Origin of the sequence: Variovorax paradoxus (genome assembly GCA_016806145.1) — a bacterium.
Lineage (GTDB): Bacteria > Pseudomonadota > Gammaproteobacteria > Burkholderiales > Burkholderiaceae_C > Variovorax.
Genome location: CP063166.1, coordinates 4218899 through 4236401, shown reverse-complemented (window position 1 = coordinate 4236401; position 17503 = coordinate 4218899). Strand labels below are relative to the sequence as shown.

16 protein-coding genes are annotated in these 17503 nt (G+C 69.7%); 13 read left to right on the top strand and 3 right to left on the bottom strand.

Annotated elements, in window-relative coordinates; all coding sequences use genetic code 11:
• The first annotated feature begins 52 nt into the window (after positions 1 to 52).
• On the top strand, positions 53 to 829 hold the full coding sequence (locus tag INQ48_19850; protein ID QRF55635.1) for a metallophosphoesterase: 777 nt from the start codon (positions 53 to 55) through the stop codon (positions 827 to 829).
• An 18-nt stretch (positions 830 to 847) separates the two neighbouring features.
• On the opposite strand, the gene INQ48_19845 is transcribed toward INQ48_19850, so the two are convergent.
• A complete protein-coding gene (locus tag INQ48_19845) occupies positions 848 to 1579 on the bottom strand; it encodes a GntR family transcriptional regulator (GenBank protein ID QRF55634.1) in 732 nt (243 codons plus the stop codon).
• 93 nt (positions 1580 to 1672) lie between these two features.
• On the opposite strand from INQ48_19845, the gene INQ48_19840 reads away from it, so the two are divergent.
• Genes INQ48_19840 through INQ48_19830 form a run of 3 tightly spaced genes read left to right on the top strand, consistent with a single transcriptional unit; the run spans position 1673 to position 5876 of the window.
• Positions 1673 to 3049, top strand: a complete 1377-nt coding sequence (locus INQ48_19840; GenBank protein QRF55633.1) for an adenylosuccinate lyase family protein — start codon at positions 1673 to 1675, stop codon at positions 3047 to 3049.
• A gap of 24 nt (positions 3050 to 3073) precedes the next feature.
• Positions 3074 to 4438, top strand: a complete 1365-nt coding sequence (locus INQ48_19835; protein ID QRF55632.1) for a cation:dicarboxylase symporter family transporter — start codon at positions 3074 to 3076, stop codon at positions 4436 to 4438.
• A 13-nt stretch (positions 4439 to 4451) separates the two neighbouring features.
• On the top strand, positions 4452 to 5876 hold the full coding sequence (locus tag INQ48_19830) for a class II fumarate hydratase (protein QRF60814.1): 1425 nt from the start codon (positions 4452 to 4454) through the stop codon (positions 5874 to 5876).
• Here INQ48_19830 and INQ48_19825 read toward each other — a convergent pair.
• Both INQ48_19825 and INQ48_19820 read right to left on the bottom strand, forming a co-directional pair.
• The gene (locus INQ48_19825; GenBank protein ID QRF55631.1) at positions 5842 to 6555 is read right to left on the bottom strand and encodes a glutathione S-transferase N-terminal domain-containing protein; all 714 of its coding nucleotides are present in this window, start codon (positions 6553 to 6555) and stop codon (positions 5842 to 5844) included. The two genes, INQ48_19830 and INQ48_19825, sit on opposite strands and share 35 nt — an antisense overlap.
• 70 nt (positions 6556 to 6625) lie before the next feature.
• On the bottom strand, positions 6626 to 7411 hold the full coding sequence (locus tag INQ48_19820) for a helix-turn-helix domain-containing protein (GenBank protein QRF55630.1): 786 nt from the start codon (positions 7409 to 7411) through the stop codon (positions 6626 to 6628).
• Positions 7412 to 7611: 200 nt separating this feature from the next.
• Between INQ48_19820 and INQ48_19815 the strand changes: the two genes are divergently transcribed.
• The 9 genes from INQ48_19815 (at position 7612) to INQ48_19775 (ending at position 17482) form a co-directional block, all read left to right on the top strand.
• Entirely contained in the window at positions 7612 to 8526 is a 915-nt protein-coding gene (locus INQ48_19815; GenBank protein ID QRF55629.1) for a shikimate dehydrogenase, read from the top strand.
• A 28-nt stretch (positions 8527 to 8554) separates the two neighbouring features.
• Complete coding sequence (locus tag INQ48_19810; GenBank protein QRF55628.1) at positions 8555 to 9388, top strand: shikimate dehydrogenase; 834 nt, start codon at positions 8555 to 8557, stop codon at positions 9386 to 9388.
• A gap of 20 nt (positions 9389 to 9408) precedes the next feature.
• Positions 9409 to 10611 (top strand): 3-carboxy-cis,cis-muconate cycloisomerase, encoded by a 1203-nt coding sequence (gene pcaB, locus INQ48_19805; protein ID QRF55627.1) that lies wholly within the window; start codon positions 9409 to 9411, stop codon positions 10609 to 10611.
• Positions 10612 to 10771: 160 nt separating this feature from the next.
• Positions 10772 to 11200 carry a carboxymuconolactone decarboxylase family protein gene (locus INQ48_19800; protein ID QRF55626.1) on the top strand — a complete coding sequence of 143 codons (429 nt, stop codon included), beginning with the start codon at positions 10772 to 10774 and terminating at the stop codon, positions 11198 to 11200.
• A 26-nt stretch (positions 11201 to 11226) separates the two neighbouring features.
• A complete protein-coding gene (locus tag INQ48_19795; protein QRF60813.1) occupies positions 11227 to 12426 on the top strand; it encodes an MFS transporter in 1200 nt (399 codons plus the stop codon).
• Entirely contained in the window at positions 12423 to 13187 is a 765-nt protein-coding gene (locus INQ48_19790; GenBank protein QRF55625.1) for an alpha/beta fold hydrolase, read from the top strand. The genes INQ48_19795 and INQ48_19790 overlap by 4 nt, the downstream gene beginning before the upstream one ends.
• Before the next feature lie 190 nt (positions 13188 to 13377).
• Positions 13378 to 15243, top strand: a complete 1866-nt coding sequence (locus INQ48_19785; protein ID QRF60812.1) for a sugar phosphate isomerase/epimerase and 4-hydroxyphenylpyruvate domain-containing protein — start codon at positions 13378 to 13380, stop codon at positions 15241 to 15243.
• A gap of 60 nt (positions 15244 to 15303) precedes the next feature.
• The gene (locus tag INQ48_19780) at positions 15304 to 16716 is read left to right on the top strand and encodes an MHS family MFS transporter (protein QRF55624.1); all 1413 of its coding nucleotides are present in this window, start codon (positions 15304 to 15306) and stop codon (positions 16714 to 16716) included.
• Between the two features lie 70 nt (positions 16717 to 16786).
• Entirely contained in the window at positions 16787 to 17482 is a 696-nt protein-coding gene (locus INQ48_19775; GenBank protein QRF55623.1) for a DsbA family oxidoreductase, read from the top strand.
• Positions 17483 to 17503 lie beyond the last annotated feature (21 nt).

Genomic DNA, 17503 nt, shown 5'->3' with positions numbered 1-17503 from the left:
AGCGGGATGAGGCCGATGACGGCGCGCGGCGGCGGGGTGCACGGTGGATTGCATGCCTACCCCCAAATCATCCACCCACGTCCGTTTCGCCGCCGTCGGCGACATCCATGTGCAGAAGGACTCCGCGGGTTCGCTGCGCGATTTCTTTGCCCAGGCCGCCGACGAGGCCGACGCGCTGCTGCTGTGCGGCGACCTGACCGACTACGGCACGGCGGAAGAGGCGCGGGTGCTGGCCGAGGAGCTCGGCGGCCTCTCGATTCCCATCGTCGCCGTGCTGGGCAACCACGACTTCGAGTCGGGCACGCCCGAGGTGGTGAACGAGGCGCTGACGCGGATCGGCGTGCGCATGCTCGACGGCTCGGCCTGCGAGATCGAGGGCGTGGGCATCGCGGGCGTCAAGGGCTTCGCGGGCGGTTTCGGCCGCGCCTCGCTCGGCGCCTGGGGCGAGCCCGCGATCAAGATGTTCGTGCAGGAGGCGCTCAACGAGGCGATGAAGCTCGAGTCGGCGCTCGCCAAGCTGCGCACCCGGCGCCGCATCGCGATGCTGCATTACGCGCCGATCGTGGGCACGGTGCAGGGCGAGCCGAGCGAGATCTTCGCCTTTCTCGGCAGCAGCCGGCTCGAGGAGCCGCTGCTGCGCTACCCGATCGATGCCGTGTTCCACGGCCATGCGCACCGCGGCACGCTCGAGGGCCGCACCATCAACGGCACGCCGGTTTACAACGTCGCCAAGCCGCTGCTGCAGCGCAGCCGGCCCGATGCGCCGCCGTTCCATCTCTACGAAGTGCCGCGCGAGCCTGCCTCGGAACCCGAGCTGGCCGCGCACTGAGCCGACGACGACGCGGGCTCAACCCTTCGCGCGTTGCAGGCGCGTGGTGATGAAGAAGCGCTCGCCCGGGTGCGTGGCGACCGAGTTCACGAGCACCTCGCCCTCTGCATCGAGATAGCGCCGCAGGATCTGCAAGGTCGCGCTGCCGGGCTCGATGCGCAGCTTGCGCGCCATCGCCGCCGAGGCGTCGACCGCGCGCACCTGCTGCACGATCTCGGCCACACGCAGGCCGTAGTGCTGCTCGAGCAGCGCGCTGACCAGCGTGTCGGGCGCGGCGCGCACCAGCGCCTCGAGCGCCGCGTACTGCGTGTCGACGTAGATGTCGGTCCAGCCCAGCGGCAGGCCCTGCGGGCCTTCCTCCATGCGCAGGCTCGAGATGCGCAGCCAGCGCGTGCCTTCCTCGCAACCGAGCAGGCGCGACAGCGCGGCATTGCTCGCGATGGTGTCGATCTCGGGCGCCAGGCGCAGGTGGGCGGCGCCGTACTGCATCAGGTCCTCCACCGAGGCCAGCGACTGCTGGAAGCCCATGCGCGCCACCGTCGACTCGACGCGCGTGCCCACGTTCTTGCGCCGCGACACCAGACCCGCGTCCTGCAGCTCCTGCAGCGCCATGCGCACCGTGTGGCGGCTGATCCCGTAGTGGTCGCGCAGCTCGAGTTCGGTCGGCAGCAGCGAGCCCAGCGGGAAGCGTCCCGAGGCGATGCCTTCCTTCAGTTCCTGGGCGATGTCGGTGAAGCGCGGCTTGTTCATGGTGGTCCCGATTTTGACCTAAGGGTAAACCCTATTCATGCATATGTCCGGACATATTAAATTAAATATGTCCGAACATATCAAGGCCCGCCCATGTCCTTCGCCTCCCTCCCGATGGCCAGTACCGTCGTCGATTCGATCCTTTTCCGCGACGCCTTCGGCACGGCGCTGATGCGCGCGCTGTTCTCCGACGTCGCGCTGATCCAGCGCTACATCGATGCCGAGATCGCGCTGGCGCGCGCCGAAGCCAAGGTGGGCGTGATCCCGGCCGACGCGGCCGAGGTCATCGCGCGCGAGTCGCGCATCGAGCGCATCGACTTCGACCACATGCGCCACGAGACCGACATCGTGGGCTACCCGATCCTGCCGCTGGTGCACCAGCTGGTCGCCATGTGCGGCGACGCGGGCCGCTACGTGCACTGGGGCGCGACCACGCAGGACATCATGGACACGGCCGTCGCGCTGCAGGTGCGCGACGCGCTCGACCTGGTCGACGCCGAGATCCGCGAGCTGCGCGGCATCCTGGCCGATCTCGCGCGCAAGCATCGCGACACGCCGATGGCCGGGCGCACGCACCTGCAGCAGGCGCTGCCCGTGACCTTCGGCTACAAGGTCGCGATCTGGCTCGCCATGTTCGACCGCCACCAGCAGCGCCTGGCCGAGCTGCGCCCGCGCGTGGCCGTGGTCGAGTTCGCGGGCGCGGCCGGCACGCTGGCCTCGCTGGGCGACAAGGGCTTCGAGGTGCAGGCGGCGATGGCCGAGGAACTGAAGCTCGGCGTGCCCGCGACCACCTGGCACGTGGCGCGCGACGGCTTCGCCGAGGCGGTGAACCTGCTGGCGCTGGTCACCGGCTCGCTCGGCAAGATCGCGCTCGACATCATGATCATGGCCTCGACCGAGTTCGCCGAGGTCTACGAGCCCTTCGTCAAGGGACGCGGCGCGAGCAGCACCATGCCGCAGAAGCGCAACCCGATCTCGAGCGAGCTGATGCTCGCGGCCTCGAAGGCGGTGCGCCAGCATGCGGGCCTGATGGTCGATGCGATGGTGCAGGACTTCGAACGCGCCACCGGCCCGTGGCATGCCGAGTGGATCGCGATCCCCGAGAGCTTCATCCTCACGGCCGGCGCGCTGCACCAGGCCAAGTTCGCGCTCGGCGGGCTGATCGTCGACGAGGCGCGCATGAAGCACAACCTGGGCATCAGCCGCGGCCTGATCGTGGCCGAGGCCGTGATGATGGGCATGGCGCCATACATCGGCCGCCAGCAGGCGCACGATGTGGTCTACGACGCCTGCCGCACCGTCAACGAGAAGGGCGGCACGCTGGCCGAAGCGCTGGTGGCCTTGCCCGAGGTCACGGCGCATTTCGACCGCGCGGCCATCGATCGCCTGACCGATCCCGCCAACTACCTGGGCCTCGCGCCGCGGATGGTGGACCGCGCGCTGGCGCTGTCCGCCCAAGTCCAGGGCTGAGCCCGGACCCCCAAGGAGACAACGATGCAATCCCATTCCGATCCCCAGGTGGCCATCGCGTCGCCGAAGAAGCAGCCCTGGTACCGCCGGCTCGGCATGCAGGTGCTGGTCGCGCTGCTGCTGGGCATCGCGGTCGGCTTCCTGTTCCCGAAGTTCGCGGGGCAGCTCAAGCTGCTGGGCGACATGTTCCTGTCGCTCATCAAGGCGGGCGTGGCGCCGCTGGTGTTCCTCACCATCGTGCACGGCATCGCCTCGGCCGGCGACGTGCGCAGCGCGGGGCGCGTGGGCTGGCGCTCGCTGGTGTACTTCGAGGTGATCTCGACCATCGCGCTGGTCATCGGCCTGCTCGCGGGCAACCTGCTGCAGACCGGCAAGGGCATGGCCTCCGTGGCCGGCGCGGCCGCGGCACCGGCGGTGAAGGCCGCCGCGCCGCAGGGCTTCCTGGAGTTCATGGCGCACATCGTGCCCGACAACTTCGTCGGCGCCTTCGCCAAGGGCGAGCTGCTGCAGGTGGTGGTGCTGGCGGTGATGGTGGGCATCGGCATCCTCGCGATCCCCGAGAGCCGGCGCGAGAAGATCAACGGCGGCCTGGACATCATCTCGGAGGTGCTGTTCTCGTTCATCAACCTGGTGATGAAGCTCGCGCCCATCGGCACCTTCGGCGCGGTGGCCTATTCGGTGGGCAGCAACGGCTCGGCGGTGCTGGTGGCGCTGGCGCAGCTGGTGCTGAGCTTCTACGCGGTGATCGTGCTGTTCATCGCGGTGGTGCTGGGGCTGGTCGCGAAGTTCGCGGGCTTCAGCCTGTGGCGCTTCCTGCGCTACATCAAGGACGAGATCCTGATCGTGCTGGGCACCGCCTCCTCGGAGAGCGCGCTGCCGCGCCTGCTCGTGAAGCTCGAGCGCCTGGGCTGCGCCAAGCAGACCGTGGGCCTGGTGCTGCCCACGGGCTATGCCTTCAACCTCGACGGCACCTCGATCTTCATGGCCATGGGCGTGATGTTCATCGCGCATGCCTACGGCGTGCCGCTCACGCTCGACCACCAGATCGGCATCCTGCTGCTGATGCTGCTGACCTCGAAGGGCGCGGCCACGGTCTCGGGCGGTTCGTTCGTGGTGTTCGCGGCCACCGTCACCTCGACCGGGTTGCTGCCGGTGGAGGGCCTGGCGGTGATCTTCGGCGTCTACCGCTTCCTGTCGATGGCCATCTCGACCTGCAACGTGATCGGCAACAGCGTGGCCACGGTGGTGGTCGCCAAGTGGTCGGGCACCTTCGACGCGCAGCAGGCAGAGCGACACCTCTACCCAGAGCGCTACCCCGAGATCGCGCGCGCGGACCAGGACCTCGACGACGGCGTGGCGCCCGTCGAAGCCCATGCCGCGCGGGCCTGACGCGATGACCGCCATGACCGCCACGCGCATCGAACGCGACGCCTTCGGTCCCGTCGAGATTCCGGCCGACCGCTACTGGGGCGCGCAGACCCAGCGCGCGCTGGGTGTCTTCGAGATCGGCGAGGAGCGTTTTCCGGCCAGCCTGATCCACGCCTTCGGCCTGCAGAAGATGGCTGCGGCGCGCGCCAACGTGCGCTGCGGCGCGCTCGACGCGGCGAAGGCGGCGCCGATCGTCGAGGCCGCGGCCGAACTGCGCGACGGACGCTTCGACGGCCACTTCCCGCTCACCGTGTGGCAGACGGGCTCGGGCACGCAGACCAACATGAACGCGAACGAGGTCATCGCCAACCGCGCGAACGAACTGCTGGGTCAGCCGCTGGGCACCAAGTCGCCGGTGCATCCCAACGACCACGTGAACGCCTCGCAGTCGTCGAACGACAGCTTTCCGACCGTGATGCACATCGCGACCGCGCTCGAGCTGCGCGAGCGCCTGCGGCCCGCGCTGCAGTTGCTGCTGCAGCGCCTGCACGAGCGCAGCGAGGCTTTCGCGGACGTGCTGAAGATCGCGCGCACCCACCTGATGGACGCGGTGCCGATGACGCTGGGGCAGAGCTTCGATGCCTTCGCGCGCCAGGTCGGCCACGGCATCGATCGCATCGACGCCACCTTCGCGCGCCTGCAACTGCTGGCGCAGGGCGGCACGGCCGCCGGCACCGGGCTCAATGCGCCGGCGGGCTTCGACGCCGCCTTCTGCGAGGAACTGGGCGCGCTCTGCGGCATCGCCTTCGCGCCCAACCCCAGCAAGTTGGAGGGCATGGCCTCGCACGACGCGCTGGTGGAAGTGTCGGGCGCGCTCAACGTGCTCGCGGCCTCGCTCGTGAAGATGGCCAACGACCTGCGGCTGCTGGGCTCGGGCCCGCGCTGCGGCCTGGGCGAGCTGCGCATTCCCGACGACGGGCTCACGAGCTCGATCATGCCGGGCAAGCGCAACCCGACCATTGCCGAGGTGGTGGTGCAGGCCGGGCTGCAGGCCATGGGCAACCACCTCACCATCACCATGGCGGGCGCCTCGGGCAACTTCGAGCTCAACGTCGCCAAGCCGCTGATCATCCAGAACCTGCTGCAGTCGATCCGCGTGCTGGCCGATGCCTCGCGCGTGTTCGCCGAGCGGCTGGTGAAGGACATCGAGCCCGAGCGCGAGCGGCTCGCGGCGAACGTCGACAACGCGCTGCTCGCGGTGACGGCGCTGAACCCCGTGCTGGGCTACGACCGCGTGGCGCGCATCACGCGCGAGGCGCTCGCGCGCGGCATCACGCCACGCGCGGCGGCCATCGCGCTGGGACTGATCGACGGCGACGCATACGACCGGCTCGTCGACCCGGCGGCGATGGCGGGAACCGGCCTTACGCGGCCTTCGGAATCGTCAGCCCCGCGATGACCGCGGGCCGCGCCACGAAGCGCTCGAGCACGCGCGCCACGTTCGGGAAGCTGTCGAAGCCGACCAGCTCGCGCGCCTCGTAGAAGCCGATCAGGTTGCGGATCCACGGGAAGCTCGCGATGTCGGCGATGCTGTAGTCGTCGCCCATGATCCATTCGCGGCCGGCCAGGTGCTTGTCGAGCACGCCGAGCAGGCGCTTCGATTCGGCCACGTAGCGGTCGCGCGGGCGCTTGTCCTCGAACTCCTTGCCGGCGAACTTGTGGAAGAAGCCCAGCTGGCCGAACATCGGGCCGATGCCGCCCATCTGGAACATCACCCACTGCAGGGTCTCGTAGCGCTTCGCGGGGTCGGCGCTCATGAGCTTGCCGGTCTTCTCGGCCAGGTAGAACAGGATCGCGCCCGACTCGAACAGCGCCAGCGGCTTTCCGCCCGGGCCGTCGGGATCGATGATCGCGGGGATCTTGTTGTTGGGATTCAGCGAGAGGAAGGCCTCCGACATCTGGTCGTTGCTGCCGAAGCTCACGAGGTGCGGCTCGTAGGGCAGGCCGATCTCCTCCAGCATGATCGAGACCTTCACGCCGTTGGGCGTGGGCAGCGAGTAGAGCTGCAGCCGCTCGGGGTGCTGGGCGGGCCACTTCTGGGTGATCGGGAAGTCGGCGAGGGAGGCGGGAGTGGTCATGCGGTCGTCCTGTGTTTCGAGGGGGTGGATGTCGTGCCGGCGATCTTGCACGAAGGCGTGTGTCCCGTGCTCAGATCAGGTTGCGCATCGCCTGCGCCGTCTCCCTCAACACCGGCAAGACCCGCGCCACCGCATCCTCCGAGCTTTCGTGCCCCATCGGCATCGTGATGTTGAGCGCGCCCACCAGCGTGCCGTGGCGGTCGCGCAGCGGCACCGCGATGCCGCGCGAGTTGAGGTCGAGCTGTTGCTCGGACAGCGCCCAGCCCTGGGCGCGGATGCGCGCGAGCTCGAGCTTCATGCGCTCCATGCTGGCGATGGTGTGCGAGGTGAAGACAGTGAGCTGGCGCGTGGCGAGCCATTCGTTGAGTTCGGTGTCGCCGCGCAGCGCGAGCATCAGCATGCCCGAGGCCGTGACCTGCGCGGGCACGCGCGCGCCGAGCACGTAGCCGGTGCTCATGCTGCGGTTGGGGCCGTTGCGCGCGATGTAGACCACCTCGTCGCCGTCCATCACGCTGAGGTAGGCGATCTCGTTGGTGCCGGCGGCCACGCGCTGCAGAAACGGCTGCACCACGCGCGGCAGCCGCGCCGATTCGAGGTAGGACTGGCCCAGCCGCAGCACGCGCGGCGTGAGCCAGAACAGCTTGCCGTCGCTCGCCACGTAGCCCATGTGCTGCAGGGTCAGCAGGTAGCGGCGCGCGGCCGTGCGCGTCATGCCGGTGCGCTGGCCGGCCTGGCTCGCGGTCAGGCGCGGGTTGGCGTCGTCGAAGGCCTCGATGATGCTCACGCCGCGCTCCAGGCCGGCGATCCAGTCGCGCTTGTCGAGGCCGGGCGGTGCGGGTGGGTCGTCGTTGCTCATGACCGGGGAGTGTGCCTGCGCCGCCGCCCGGCCGCAGCGCCCGATGGGTGGGCAAAAACCCTAGGTTTGAACGATTGACGATCTCGAAAGATCGATGATCGAACGAAATGGCTGTTTGGCGCCAGCAGGTTCAAAGCGAAAGGACTATAAAGCCGGGCATCCAGCCTCGAAACGAGCGATTGACGAACGGAAAGACGCCCATGAGCCTCCCCATCAGCGGCAGCACGCAGGCCTACCTGATTCCCGGCGACCCGGTGCGCAACGTGCGGCTGCCGCGCATGTTCAATGCCGCCTTCGAGCGCTTCGGCATCGACGCGGTGCTGGTGCCGATGCAGGTGCCGGTGCGCGACTTCGCGGTGTTCTTCAAGTCGGCCTTCCTGGCGCGCAATGTGCGCGGCATGGTGATCGCGCCACCGCACAAGCCGCTGGTGGTCGACCTGCTCGAGGGCGCGGGCCTGTTCGGCCGCGTGGCCGGTTCGGTCAACGTGGTGCGCCGCACCGAGGCCGGCCAGCTCGAGGGCGACCTGTTCGACGGCGAAGGCCTGATCGGCGCGCTCGACCGTTTCGCGATTCCGTTTCGCGGCAAGCGCGTGCTGATCCTCGGCGCGGGCGTGAGCGCCGCGGCCATCGGCGTGGCGCTGGCCGAGGGCGGCACGGTCGATGGGGCCGAGTACATCGCGTTCTACGACAGCTCCGCGGGCAAGGCCGCGGGCGTGGCCGCCAAGCTCGATGCCTTCTTCGACGCCCGCGTGGTGGCGGTGGACAGCAACGCGCCAGAGGGCTACGACCTGGTCGTCAACGCCACGCCGCTGGGCCTGGCCGAGGACGATGCGCCGCCGGTCGACGTGGCGCGCATGGACGGCCACGCTGCCCTGTTCGACATCCTGCTGCGCAACCAGCCCACGCCGCTGGTGCGCGCGGCACGCGCGCGCGGCCTCAACGCACAGGCCGGCTTCGAGATGCTGATCCAGCAGGTGCCGCACTACTTCGACTACTTCGGCCATGCCGATGCGGCCGCGGCGCTGCGCGCGGATTCCGACTTCCTGCGCGAGATCGTCTATCCCGAGGCGATGCGCGCCGAGATCGCCACGCCGTTGCGTTACGGCGCGGCTTGAACCTTCTTCTTTTCCTTTGGCTACGCGCATGATTTCCGGCAAGACCACGCTCATCGCCCACCTGGGCTATCCCACCGAGGCCTTCAAGGCCCCGATGATCTACAACCCCTGGTTCGAGAAGCAGGGCATCGACGCGGTGGTGGTGCCGATGGGCGTGAAGCCCGAGGACTACGCGGCCTCGCTCGCGCAGATCTTTCGCTTCAGCAACCTGCGCGGCGCGCTGGTGACGATGCCGCACAAGGTCACGACAATGTCGCTGGTCGACGAGGTCACGCCCACGGCGCGCATCGCGGGCGCCTGCAACGCGATCCTCAAGCGGCCCGACGGCACGCTGCTGGGCGACCAGTTCGACGGCGCGGGCTTCGTGCGCGGCGTGGAGCGCAAGGGCCGGCCTTTCCGCGGCACGCGCGTGCTGGTGTCGGGCGCGGGCGGCGTGGGCTCGGCCATCGCGGCGTCGATCGCGGCGGCCGGCGCGGCCGAGCTGATGCTGTTCGATGCGCATGCGGCCTCGGCCGATGCGCTCGCGGGGCGGTTGCGTGAGCACTATCCGCAGCTGAAGGTGGCCACCGGCTCGAAGGACCCGGCGGGCTTCGACGTGATCGTCAATGCAACGCCGCTGGGCATGAAGGCCGACGATCCGCTGCCCTTCGACATCGACCGCATCGATGCCGGCACCTTCGTGGGCGAGGTCGTGATGAAGACCGAGTACACGCCGCTGCTCGAGGCGGCGCGTGCGAAGGGCTGCGCGGTACAGGTCGGCACCGACATGCTGTTCGAGATGATCCCGGCCTACCTCGAGTTCTTCGGCTTCGGCAGCGCCACGGCCGACGAGCTGCGCGCCAGCGCGAAGCTCCAGTACTGACACCCCACGACAAGAACACCATGAGCATCTTCGAAGGCTTCCTCTCCACTTCCGAAACCCTGGGCGCGTTCAGCGACCGTGCCTTCGTCGACGCGATGCTGCGCTTCGAGGCCGCGCTCGCGCGCGCGCAGGCGGCCGAGGGGCTGATCCCCGAGAGCGCGGCGCACTCGATCGTCGGCAGCTGCAAGGTCGAGCTGTTCGACGTCGCCAAGATCGTGCGCGAGAGCGGCCGCGCGGGCAGCGTGGCGATCCCGCTGGTGAAGGCGCTGCGCGAGGCGGTCGGGCTCTTCAATGCCGAGGCCGCGCCCTTCGTGCATTTCGGCAGCACCAGCCAGGACGTGATCGACAGCGCGATGTCGCTGGTCACGCGCGAGGCGGTGGCGCTGATCGAGACCGACCTCGCGAAGGCGGCCGAGGCGCTGCTGCAGCTCGCGGTACAGCATGCCGCCACGCCGATGCTCGCGCGCACGCTGATGCAGCCGGCCTCGGTCACCAGCTTCGGCTTCAAGTGCGCGGGCTGGGCCGCGCCGCTGGTGCGCGGCCGGCTGCGGCTGCGCGAGGCCGCGCGCCATGCGCTGCAACTGCAACTCGGTGGCGCAGTCGGCACGCTGGCGCAGATGGGGCCGCAGGCGGGCGCGGTGCGCGCGCGCATGGCGAAGGAACTGGGGCTGGCCGATCCCGGCGCGACCTGGCACACGCAGCGCGACGAATGGGTGGCGCTGGGCTGCGAGCTCGGCCTCATGACCGGCAGCCTCGGCAAGGTCGCGGTCGACGTATCGCTGCTGGGCCAGTACGAGGTGGCCGAGGTGGCCGAGCCCAGCGAGCCCGGGCGCGGCGGCTCGTCGGCCATGCCGCACAAGCGCAACCCGGTGGCGTCGATGGTGGCGATCGCCGCCGCGCATCGCGCGCCGCAGCGCGTGGCGGCCTTGCTCGGCGCCATGCCGCAGCAGCACGAGCGCGCCCTTGGTGCCTGGCAGGCCGAGCTCGGCGAATGGCCGCAGCTGCTGATGTCGGCGCACGGCAGCGTGCGCGCCATGGCGGCGGCGCTGCCGGGCTTGCAGGTGGATGCCGCGCGCATGCGCGCCAACATCGACCGGCTGCGCGCCGAGCTGCCGCGCGACGCGGCCGACGAATGGTTCGATCCCGCGCTGGCCGTGCGCGCCGGCGAGATCGCGCTGGCCGAGGTGAAGGCGCTGCGCGCGCGGCTCGCATCGGCGCAATGACGCAAGCTTTTCATGCCTGCATATTCCGAACAACCAGAGTCCGTTCACGCCGAGCTTGTCGAAGCGCGGCGCGAGGCTTCGACAAGCTCAGCCCGAACGGGTGGGGGGTTTCATGTCGAAGGAATCGACGTGGACTCGATTTCCCAGAGGACTTCATCCAATGACTGACACCAGCCCCACTTCCCCCGCCGACGACTACGAATCGGGCCTGCTCAACCGTCGACGCGTGCTCGGCGACGCCTGGGTCGACCGCTCGCTGGCCAACCGCAACGGCTTCAATGCCGAGTTCCAGGAGCTGATCACGCGCCACGCGTGGAACGACATCTGGGGCCGCCCCGCGCTGGGCGACAAGACGCGCCGCTACATGGTGCTGTCGATGATGCTGGGCATCCACGCCTATGAGGAGTTCGCGATGCACGTGCGCGCGGCGCTCGACGGCCCGCCCGAGTCGCGGCTCACGCCCGAGGACATCAAGGAAGTGATCATGATGGCCGCCATCTACTGCGGCGTGCCGGTCGCCAACCACGCCTTCGGCATCGCCACCGGCATCCTGCGCGAGAAGGGCCTGCTGCCTGCGGCGGCGCAGTGAGCGCGCCGCAAGGACCACCAGCAAACCTGAAGGGCCGTTGGCACGCCGGCTTCGCGCTGCTGCTGCCGTTGCTGCTCGCGGCCCAGCCGGTGGCCACCGACAGCTACCTGCCGGCGCTGCCCGCGATCGCGAAGGAACTCGGCTCGGCCAGCACCAGCCTCACGCTGTTCGTGCTGGCCTTCGGCTTCGCGCAGCTGCTGTGCGGACCGCTGGCCGACCGCTTCGGCCGCCGGCCGGTGCTGCTGGCGGGCCTGGGCTGCTATGCGCTGGCCGCGCTCGGCGGTGCCTTCGCGGGCAGCGTGTTCATGCTGGCCGGCTGGCGCACCCTGCAGGGCTTCTCGATGGCGGCGATCCTGGTCTGCGCGCGCGCCGCGGTGCGCGATCTCTATCCGGCCCACGAGGGCCCACATGTGATGGCGCGCGGACTCACGGGGCTGGGCGTGGTCGGGCTGGTGGCGCCGCTGCTCGGCGCCTGGCTGGTGCAGGGCGCGGGCTGGCGCTGGGTGATGGGCGCGATGGCGCTCTATGCGCTGGTGCTGTTCGCGCTGTGCTGGCGCTCCTTCGACGAGACCCGGCCGAGCTTCGTCGACACGCCCTCGGCACCGCGCGGCAGCACGCGCGTGGTGTTCGCGAGCCGCGCCTTCCGCGCCTGGGCCTCGGTGGCGGCCTCGACCTATGGCGGTCTGTTCTGCTTCCTGCTGCTGTCGCCGATGGTCTACATCGGCTACCTCGGCTGGTCGCCGGCCTGGTATGGCTGGATACCGGCCGGCGGCTCGCTGGTCTACATCTTCAGCACCACCATGTGCCGGCGGCTACTGCGCCGCCACGGGCCGGTGCGCACGGTGCAGCTGGGCGCCTCGCTGAGCATGGCGGGCGCCACGATCCAGGCGCTGGGCTGCTGGCTCGCGCCGCTGAGCGCGGTGCCGCTGCTCGCGGGACACGCGGTCTATTGCCTGGGCCACGGCATCCATCAGCCCTGCGGCCAGGCCGGCGCGGTGGGCGACCTGCCGCAACTCGCGGGCCGCGCCGTCTCGTGGTCGGGCTTCGGCATGATGATGGTCGCCTTCTGCGTCGGGCAGTTCGCCGCGCTGTTCGTCGATGCCGAGTATTCGAACGGCGCGTGGCCGATGGTGATCCCCATGGTCGCCGCCGCCTGCTCGCTGCTGGCCATCGCTTTCTTCTGGCTTCCCCGTCTTCATCCCCTTTCGAAGGAACCCGCACCATGACCCGTCTGAACCTCGTCCGCGAAGGCAATGGCCCGATCGTCGTGCTGAGCCATGCGCTCGGCTGCGACCTCCGCATGTGGGACGGCGTGGCCGCGCAGCTCGCGCGCGCCCACACCGTGCTGCGCTACGACCACCGCAACCACGGCGCCTCCGAGCGCGTGCCGGGCGCTTTGCGCATCGAGACGCTGGCGCAGGACGCGGCCGAGCTGATCCAGCGCGAGGCCGGCGGCGAGCCGGTGCATTTCGTCGGCCTGTCGATGGGCGGCATGACGGCGCAGGCGCTGGCCGTGCGCCATCCCGAGCTGCTGCGCACCGTGACCATCGCGAACTCCTCGGCCCACTATCCCGACCAGGCGCCCTGGCGCGCGCGCGCCGAGACCGTGGCCGCGCGCGGCGTGGCCGCGATCGCGCCGGGTGCGGTGTCGCGCTGGCTCACGCCAGCCTTCGCCGCCACGCCCGAGGGCCAGGTGGCCGCCGAGCAGCTGCAGGCGGTGCTGCTGGCCAACGATCCGCAGGCCTACATCGAGAGTTGCAACGCGGTGGCGGCGATCGATTTCCGCGACAGCAACCGCCGCATCGCGGTGCCCACGCTGGTGATCGGCGGCCTGCAGGACGAGGCCACGCCGTTCGCGATGTCGGAAGCCATCGCCGCGGCGGTCCCCAACGCGCGACTTGCCAGCATCGATGCCGCGCACGTGAGCGCGGTCGAGCGGCCGGTCGAATTCGCGCAGCTGCTGATCGATTACTGGCGCAGTCTTTGATTCGTCGCGGTCATCGATGGTCCACCAGACCTAGGTGTAACCCCTGATTCGTGCGAAATTCGCACGATAGCGTTCGATCATCGATCAAAGGCGACGCTAAATGGTTGTGGGCACGGGCCGGCGTTTCTAAAGTCGCTCCGTGAACACGCTCCAGCCCTCCGCCGACCTTCCGCAGCGCGCCGCGCGGCGCATGCACCGCTCGATCGCCACCGTCTCGCTCAGCGGCACCTTGCGCCAGAAGCTCGAGGCGATCGCCGCAGCGGGCTTCGACGGCATCGAGCTGTTCGAGAGCGACTTCGTCAACTTCAAGGGCACGGCCGCCGAGCTGCGCGGCCTCGCGGCCGACCTGGGCCTGGCGATCGACCTCTACCAGCCGTTTCGCGATTTCGAAGGCATGCCCGAGCCGCAGTTCCGCCGCGGCCTGGAGCGCGCCGAGCGCAAGTTCGAGCTGATGGCCGCGCTGGGCGTACCGCTGATGCTGTGCTGCTCGAACACCTCGCCGCTCGCCATCGACGATCCCGCGCGCGCCGCCGCGCAGCTGCATGCGCTGGCCGAACGCGCCGCGGCCCACGGCCTGCGCGTGGGCTTCGAGGCGCTGGCCTGGGGCCGCTTCACCTCGCGCTATGGCCAGGCCTGGGACCTCGTGCGGCGCGCCGGCCATCCCGCGCTGGGCCTGATCCTCGACAGCTTCCACACGCTGTCGCTGCGCGACGATCCGGCCGGCATCGCCGACATCCCGGGCGAGAAGATCTTCTTCCTGCAGATGGCCGATGCGCCGCAGCTCTCGATGGACGTGCTGCAGTGGGCGCGCCACCACCGCGTGTTTCCGGGGCAGGGCGATTTCGACGTGACGGGCTTCTATGCACAGGTGCTGCGTGCCGGCTACACCGGGCCGCTGTCGCTCGAGATCTTCAACGACCTGTTCCGCGAGACGCCGAACCGCCGCACCGCGGTCGATGCGATGCGCTCGCTGCTGTACCTCGAGAGCCAGGTGCGCGAGCGCGTTCCGGCAGCACGGCCCTTGCTGTTCGATCCGCCGCAGGCGCCGGCCTTTCGCGGCCTGTCCTTCATCGAGTTCGCGGCCGACGAGGCCTCGGCCGGCGCACTCGGTGCGCTGCTGCAGCAACTGGGCTTTCGCCGCGCGGGCCGCCATCGCTCGAAGGCCGTCACGCTCTACCGCCAGGGCGACATCCACATGGTCGTGAATGCGCAGCCCGAGAGCTTCGCGCGCACGCGCTTCGAGGCGCACGGCACCTCGGTCTGCGCACTGGGCGTGCGCACCGACGATCCGCAAGCGGCCGTGGCGCGCGCCACCGCGCTGTGCTCGCAGCGGCACGACAGCCCGGTCGGCCCCGGCGAGCAGGCCGTGCCCGCGATCGTGGTGCCGGGCGGCAACCTGCTGCATTTCATCCCGTCGTCGCTCGGCGCCACGGGGCTCTACGAAGCCGACTTCATCCTCGAGCCGGGCGAAGAGGAGGGCGAGGACGCCGGCCTGCGCGCCATCGACCACGTCGCGCTGGGCCTTGCGCTCGACCAGCTCGACACCTGGGTGCTGTTCTCGCGCGCCGTGCTCGGGCTCGAGGTCGGCGAAAGCCTCGAGCTGGCCGATCCCTTCGGGCTGATCAAGAGCCGCGGCGTGGCCGACGCCGCGCGCAGCCTGCGGCTCGTGCTCAACGTGTCGCTGAGCCAGCGCACGCGCACCGCGCGCACCGTGCATGCGCAGGGCGGCGGCGCGGTGCACCACGTGGCGCTGCGCAGCGACGACATCTTCGCGTCGGTCGCGCGGCTGCGCGCCAACGGCGTGCGCTTCGTGCCGATCTCGGACAACTACTACGACGACCTCGCCACGCGCATCGATCTCGATGCCGCGCTGCTCGAACGCATGCGCGCTGCGGGCGTGCTGTTCGACCGCTCGCCGGCCGGCGACTACCTGCACATCTACACCGAGAGCTTCGAAGACGGCCTGTTCTTCGAGGTGGCGCAGCGCATCGGCGGCTACGACGCCTACGGCGCGCTCAACGCGCCGGCGCGCATGGCCTCGCAGGCCCAGGACTGATTTCCCTTTCGTTCACCCAATTATTCACCCGCTCATCCTCGTCCACACCGGAGACAAACCATGGCGAACACCACGGCTCACGAGCCTCAAGGCAAGCACCAGTCGAAGAAGGCCGCCGCCAGCGGCTGGATCGGCTCGGCGCTCGAGTACTACGACTTCTTCATCTACGCCACCGCCGCGGCGCTGATCTTTCCGCAGATCTTCTTTCCCAAGGGCGACCCGACCACGGCCATCATCGCCTCGCTCGCGACCTACGGCGTGGGCTATGTCGCGCGGCCCATCGGCGCCTTCGTGCTCGGCCACTGGGGCGACACGCACGGGCGCAAGCAGGTGCTGATCCTGTGCATGTTCCTCATGGGCTTCTCGACCGTGGCCGTGGGCCTCTTGCCCACCTATGACCAGATCGGCCTGGCGGCGCCCGCGCTGCTGGTGATCCTGCGGCTGATCCAGGGCTTCGCGGTGGCCGGCGAGATCTCGGGCGCGAGCTCGATGATCCTCGAGCACGCGCCCTTCGGCCGGCGCGGCTTCTTCGCGAGCTTCACGCTGCAGGGCGTGCAGGCCGGCCAGATCATGGCAGCCGCCGTGTTCCTGCCGCTCGCGCACTACATGCCGGAAGAGGCCTTCAACTCGTGGGGCTGGCGCATTCCCTTCCTGCTGAGCTTCGTCGTCATCATCGCGGGCTACATCATCCGTCGCGAGGTCGACGAGACCCCGGCCTTCGCCGAGGCCGACAAGAAGGGCGAGGTGCCGCGCTCGCCGATCGTGCAGGCCTTCACCGACAGCTGGGCCGACATGCTGCGCGTGGTCTGCATGGCGCTGATGAACGTGATCCCGGTGGTCGCCACCATCTTCGGTGCCGCCTACGCGGTGCAGTCGGCCTACGGCATCGGCTTCCAGAAGGACGTCTACCTGTGGATCCCGGTGCTCGGCAACATCCTCGCGGTGCTGGTGATCCCGTTCGTGGGCAATCTCTCGGACCGCATCGGCCGCAAGCCGCCGATCATCGTCGGCGCGCTGGCCTCGGGCCTGCTCTCGTTCGCCTACCTCTATGCCATCAGCGTGCGCAACGTGCCGCTCGCGATCTGCATGTCGCTCTTGATGTGGGGCATCGTCTACCAGGGCTACAACGCGACCTTCCCGAGCTTCTATCCCGAGCTGTTCCGCACCCGCAACCGGGTGTCGGCGATGGCCATCTCGCAGAACATCGGCACCACCTTCACCGCGCTGCTGCCCGCGCTGTTCGCCGCGGTCGCGCCTCCCGGTTCCAGCAACATCTGGCTCACCGTGGGCAGCATCACCTTCGCCGTGACCGTGCTGGCCGCGCTGGCCGCGATCAGCGCGCGCGAGACCTACCGCGTGCACATGAACGACCTCGGCGACCCCGGTGCCGTGCCGGTCGACAAGGCCGAGTACGACCGCCTGCGGGCCCAGACCCTGGGCGCGAGCCCGGTGGCGGCGCGCGCCACGGCCTGACGCCGCGAGAGGAGCGGGAGCGGGGCGGCGGAAGACCTTGCACCTGACAAGGCCGCCGCCGCGCGGAAGAATGGCGGCCATGACGACCCCATCCTCCTCCCACCTCAAGATCGATTTCGTCTCGGACGTCTCCTGCCCCTGGTGCGCCGTCGGCCTGGGCTCGCTCGAGGCGGCGATCGCCCGCGTGGCGCCCGGGGTGACGGCCGAGCTGCACTTCCAGCCCTTCGAGCTGAACCCGCAGATGCCGCCCGAGGGCCAGGACACCTTCGAGCACCTGAACCAGAAATACGGTTCCACGCGCGAGCAGCAGGCCCAGATGCGCGAGGCTATCCGCCAGCGCGGCGAGGCCGTCGGCTTCGTGTTCAACCCCGAGGGCCGGCCGCGCATCTACAACACCTTCGACGCGCACCGGCTGCTGCACTGGGCCGAGCTCGAGGACGCGGCCAAGCAGGTTGCGCTGAAGAAGTCGCTGCTCAAGGCCTACTTCACCGATGCCGAGAATCCCTCCGACCCCGAGGTGCTGGTGCGCCTCGCGGCCGCCGCGGGGCTCGATGCGGCGCGGGCACGCGAGATCCTCGCGAGCGACGAGTACGCGGCCGAGACCCGCGCGCGCGAACGCATGTACACCGACGCGGGCATCCACTCGGTGCCCGCGATCATCATCAACGACCAGCACCTGATCTCTGGCGGCCAGCCGGTGGAGGTGTTCGAGCGCGCGCTGCGGCAGATCGCGGGGGCGCAGCCCAGCGCGGTGGCGTCGGCCTGAGGCGCTTGAAGCCGTCTTAGT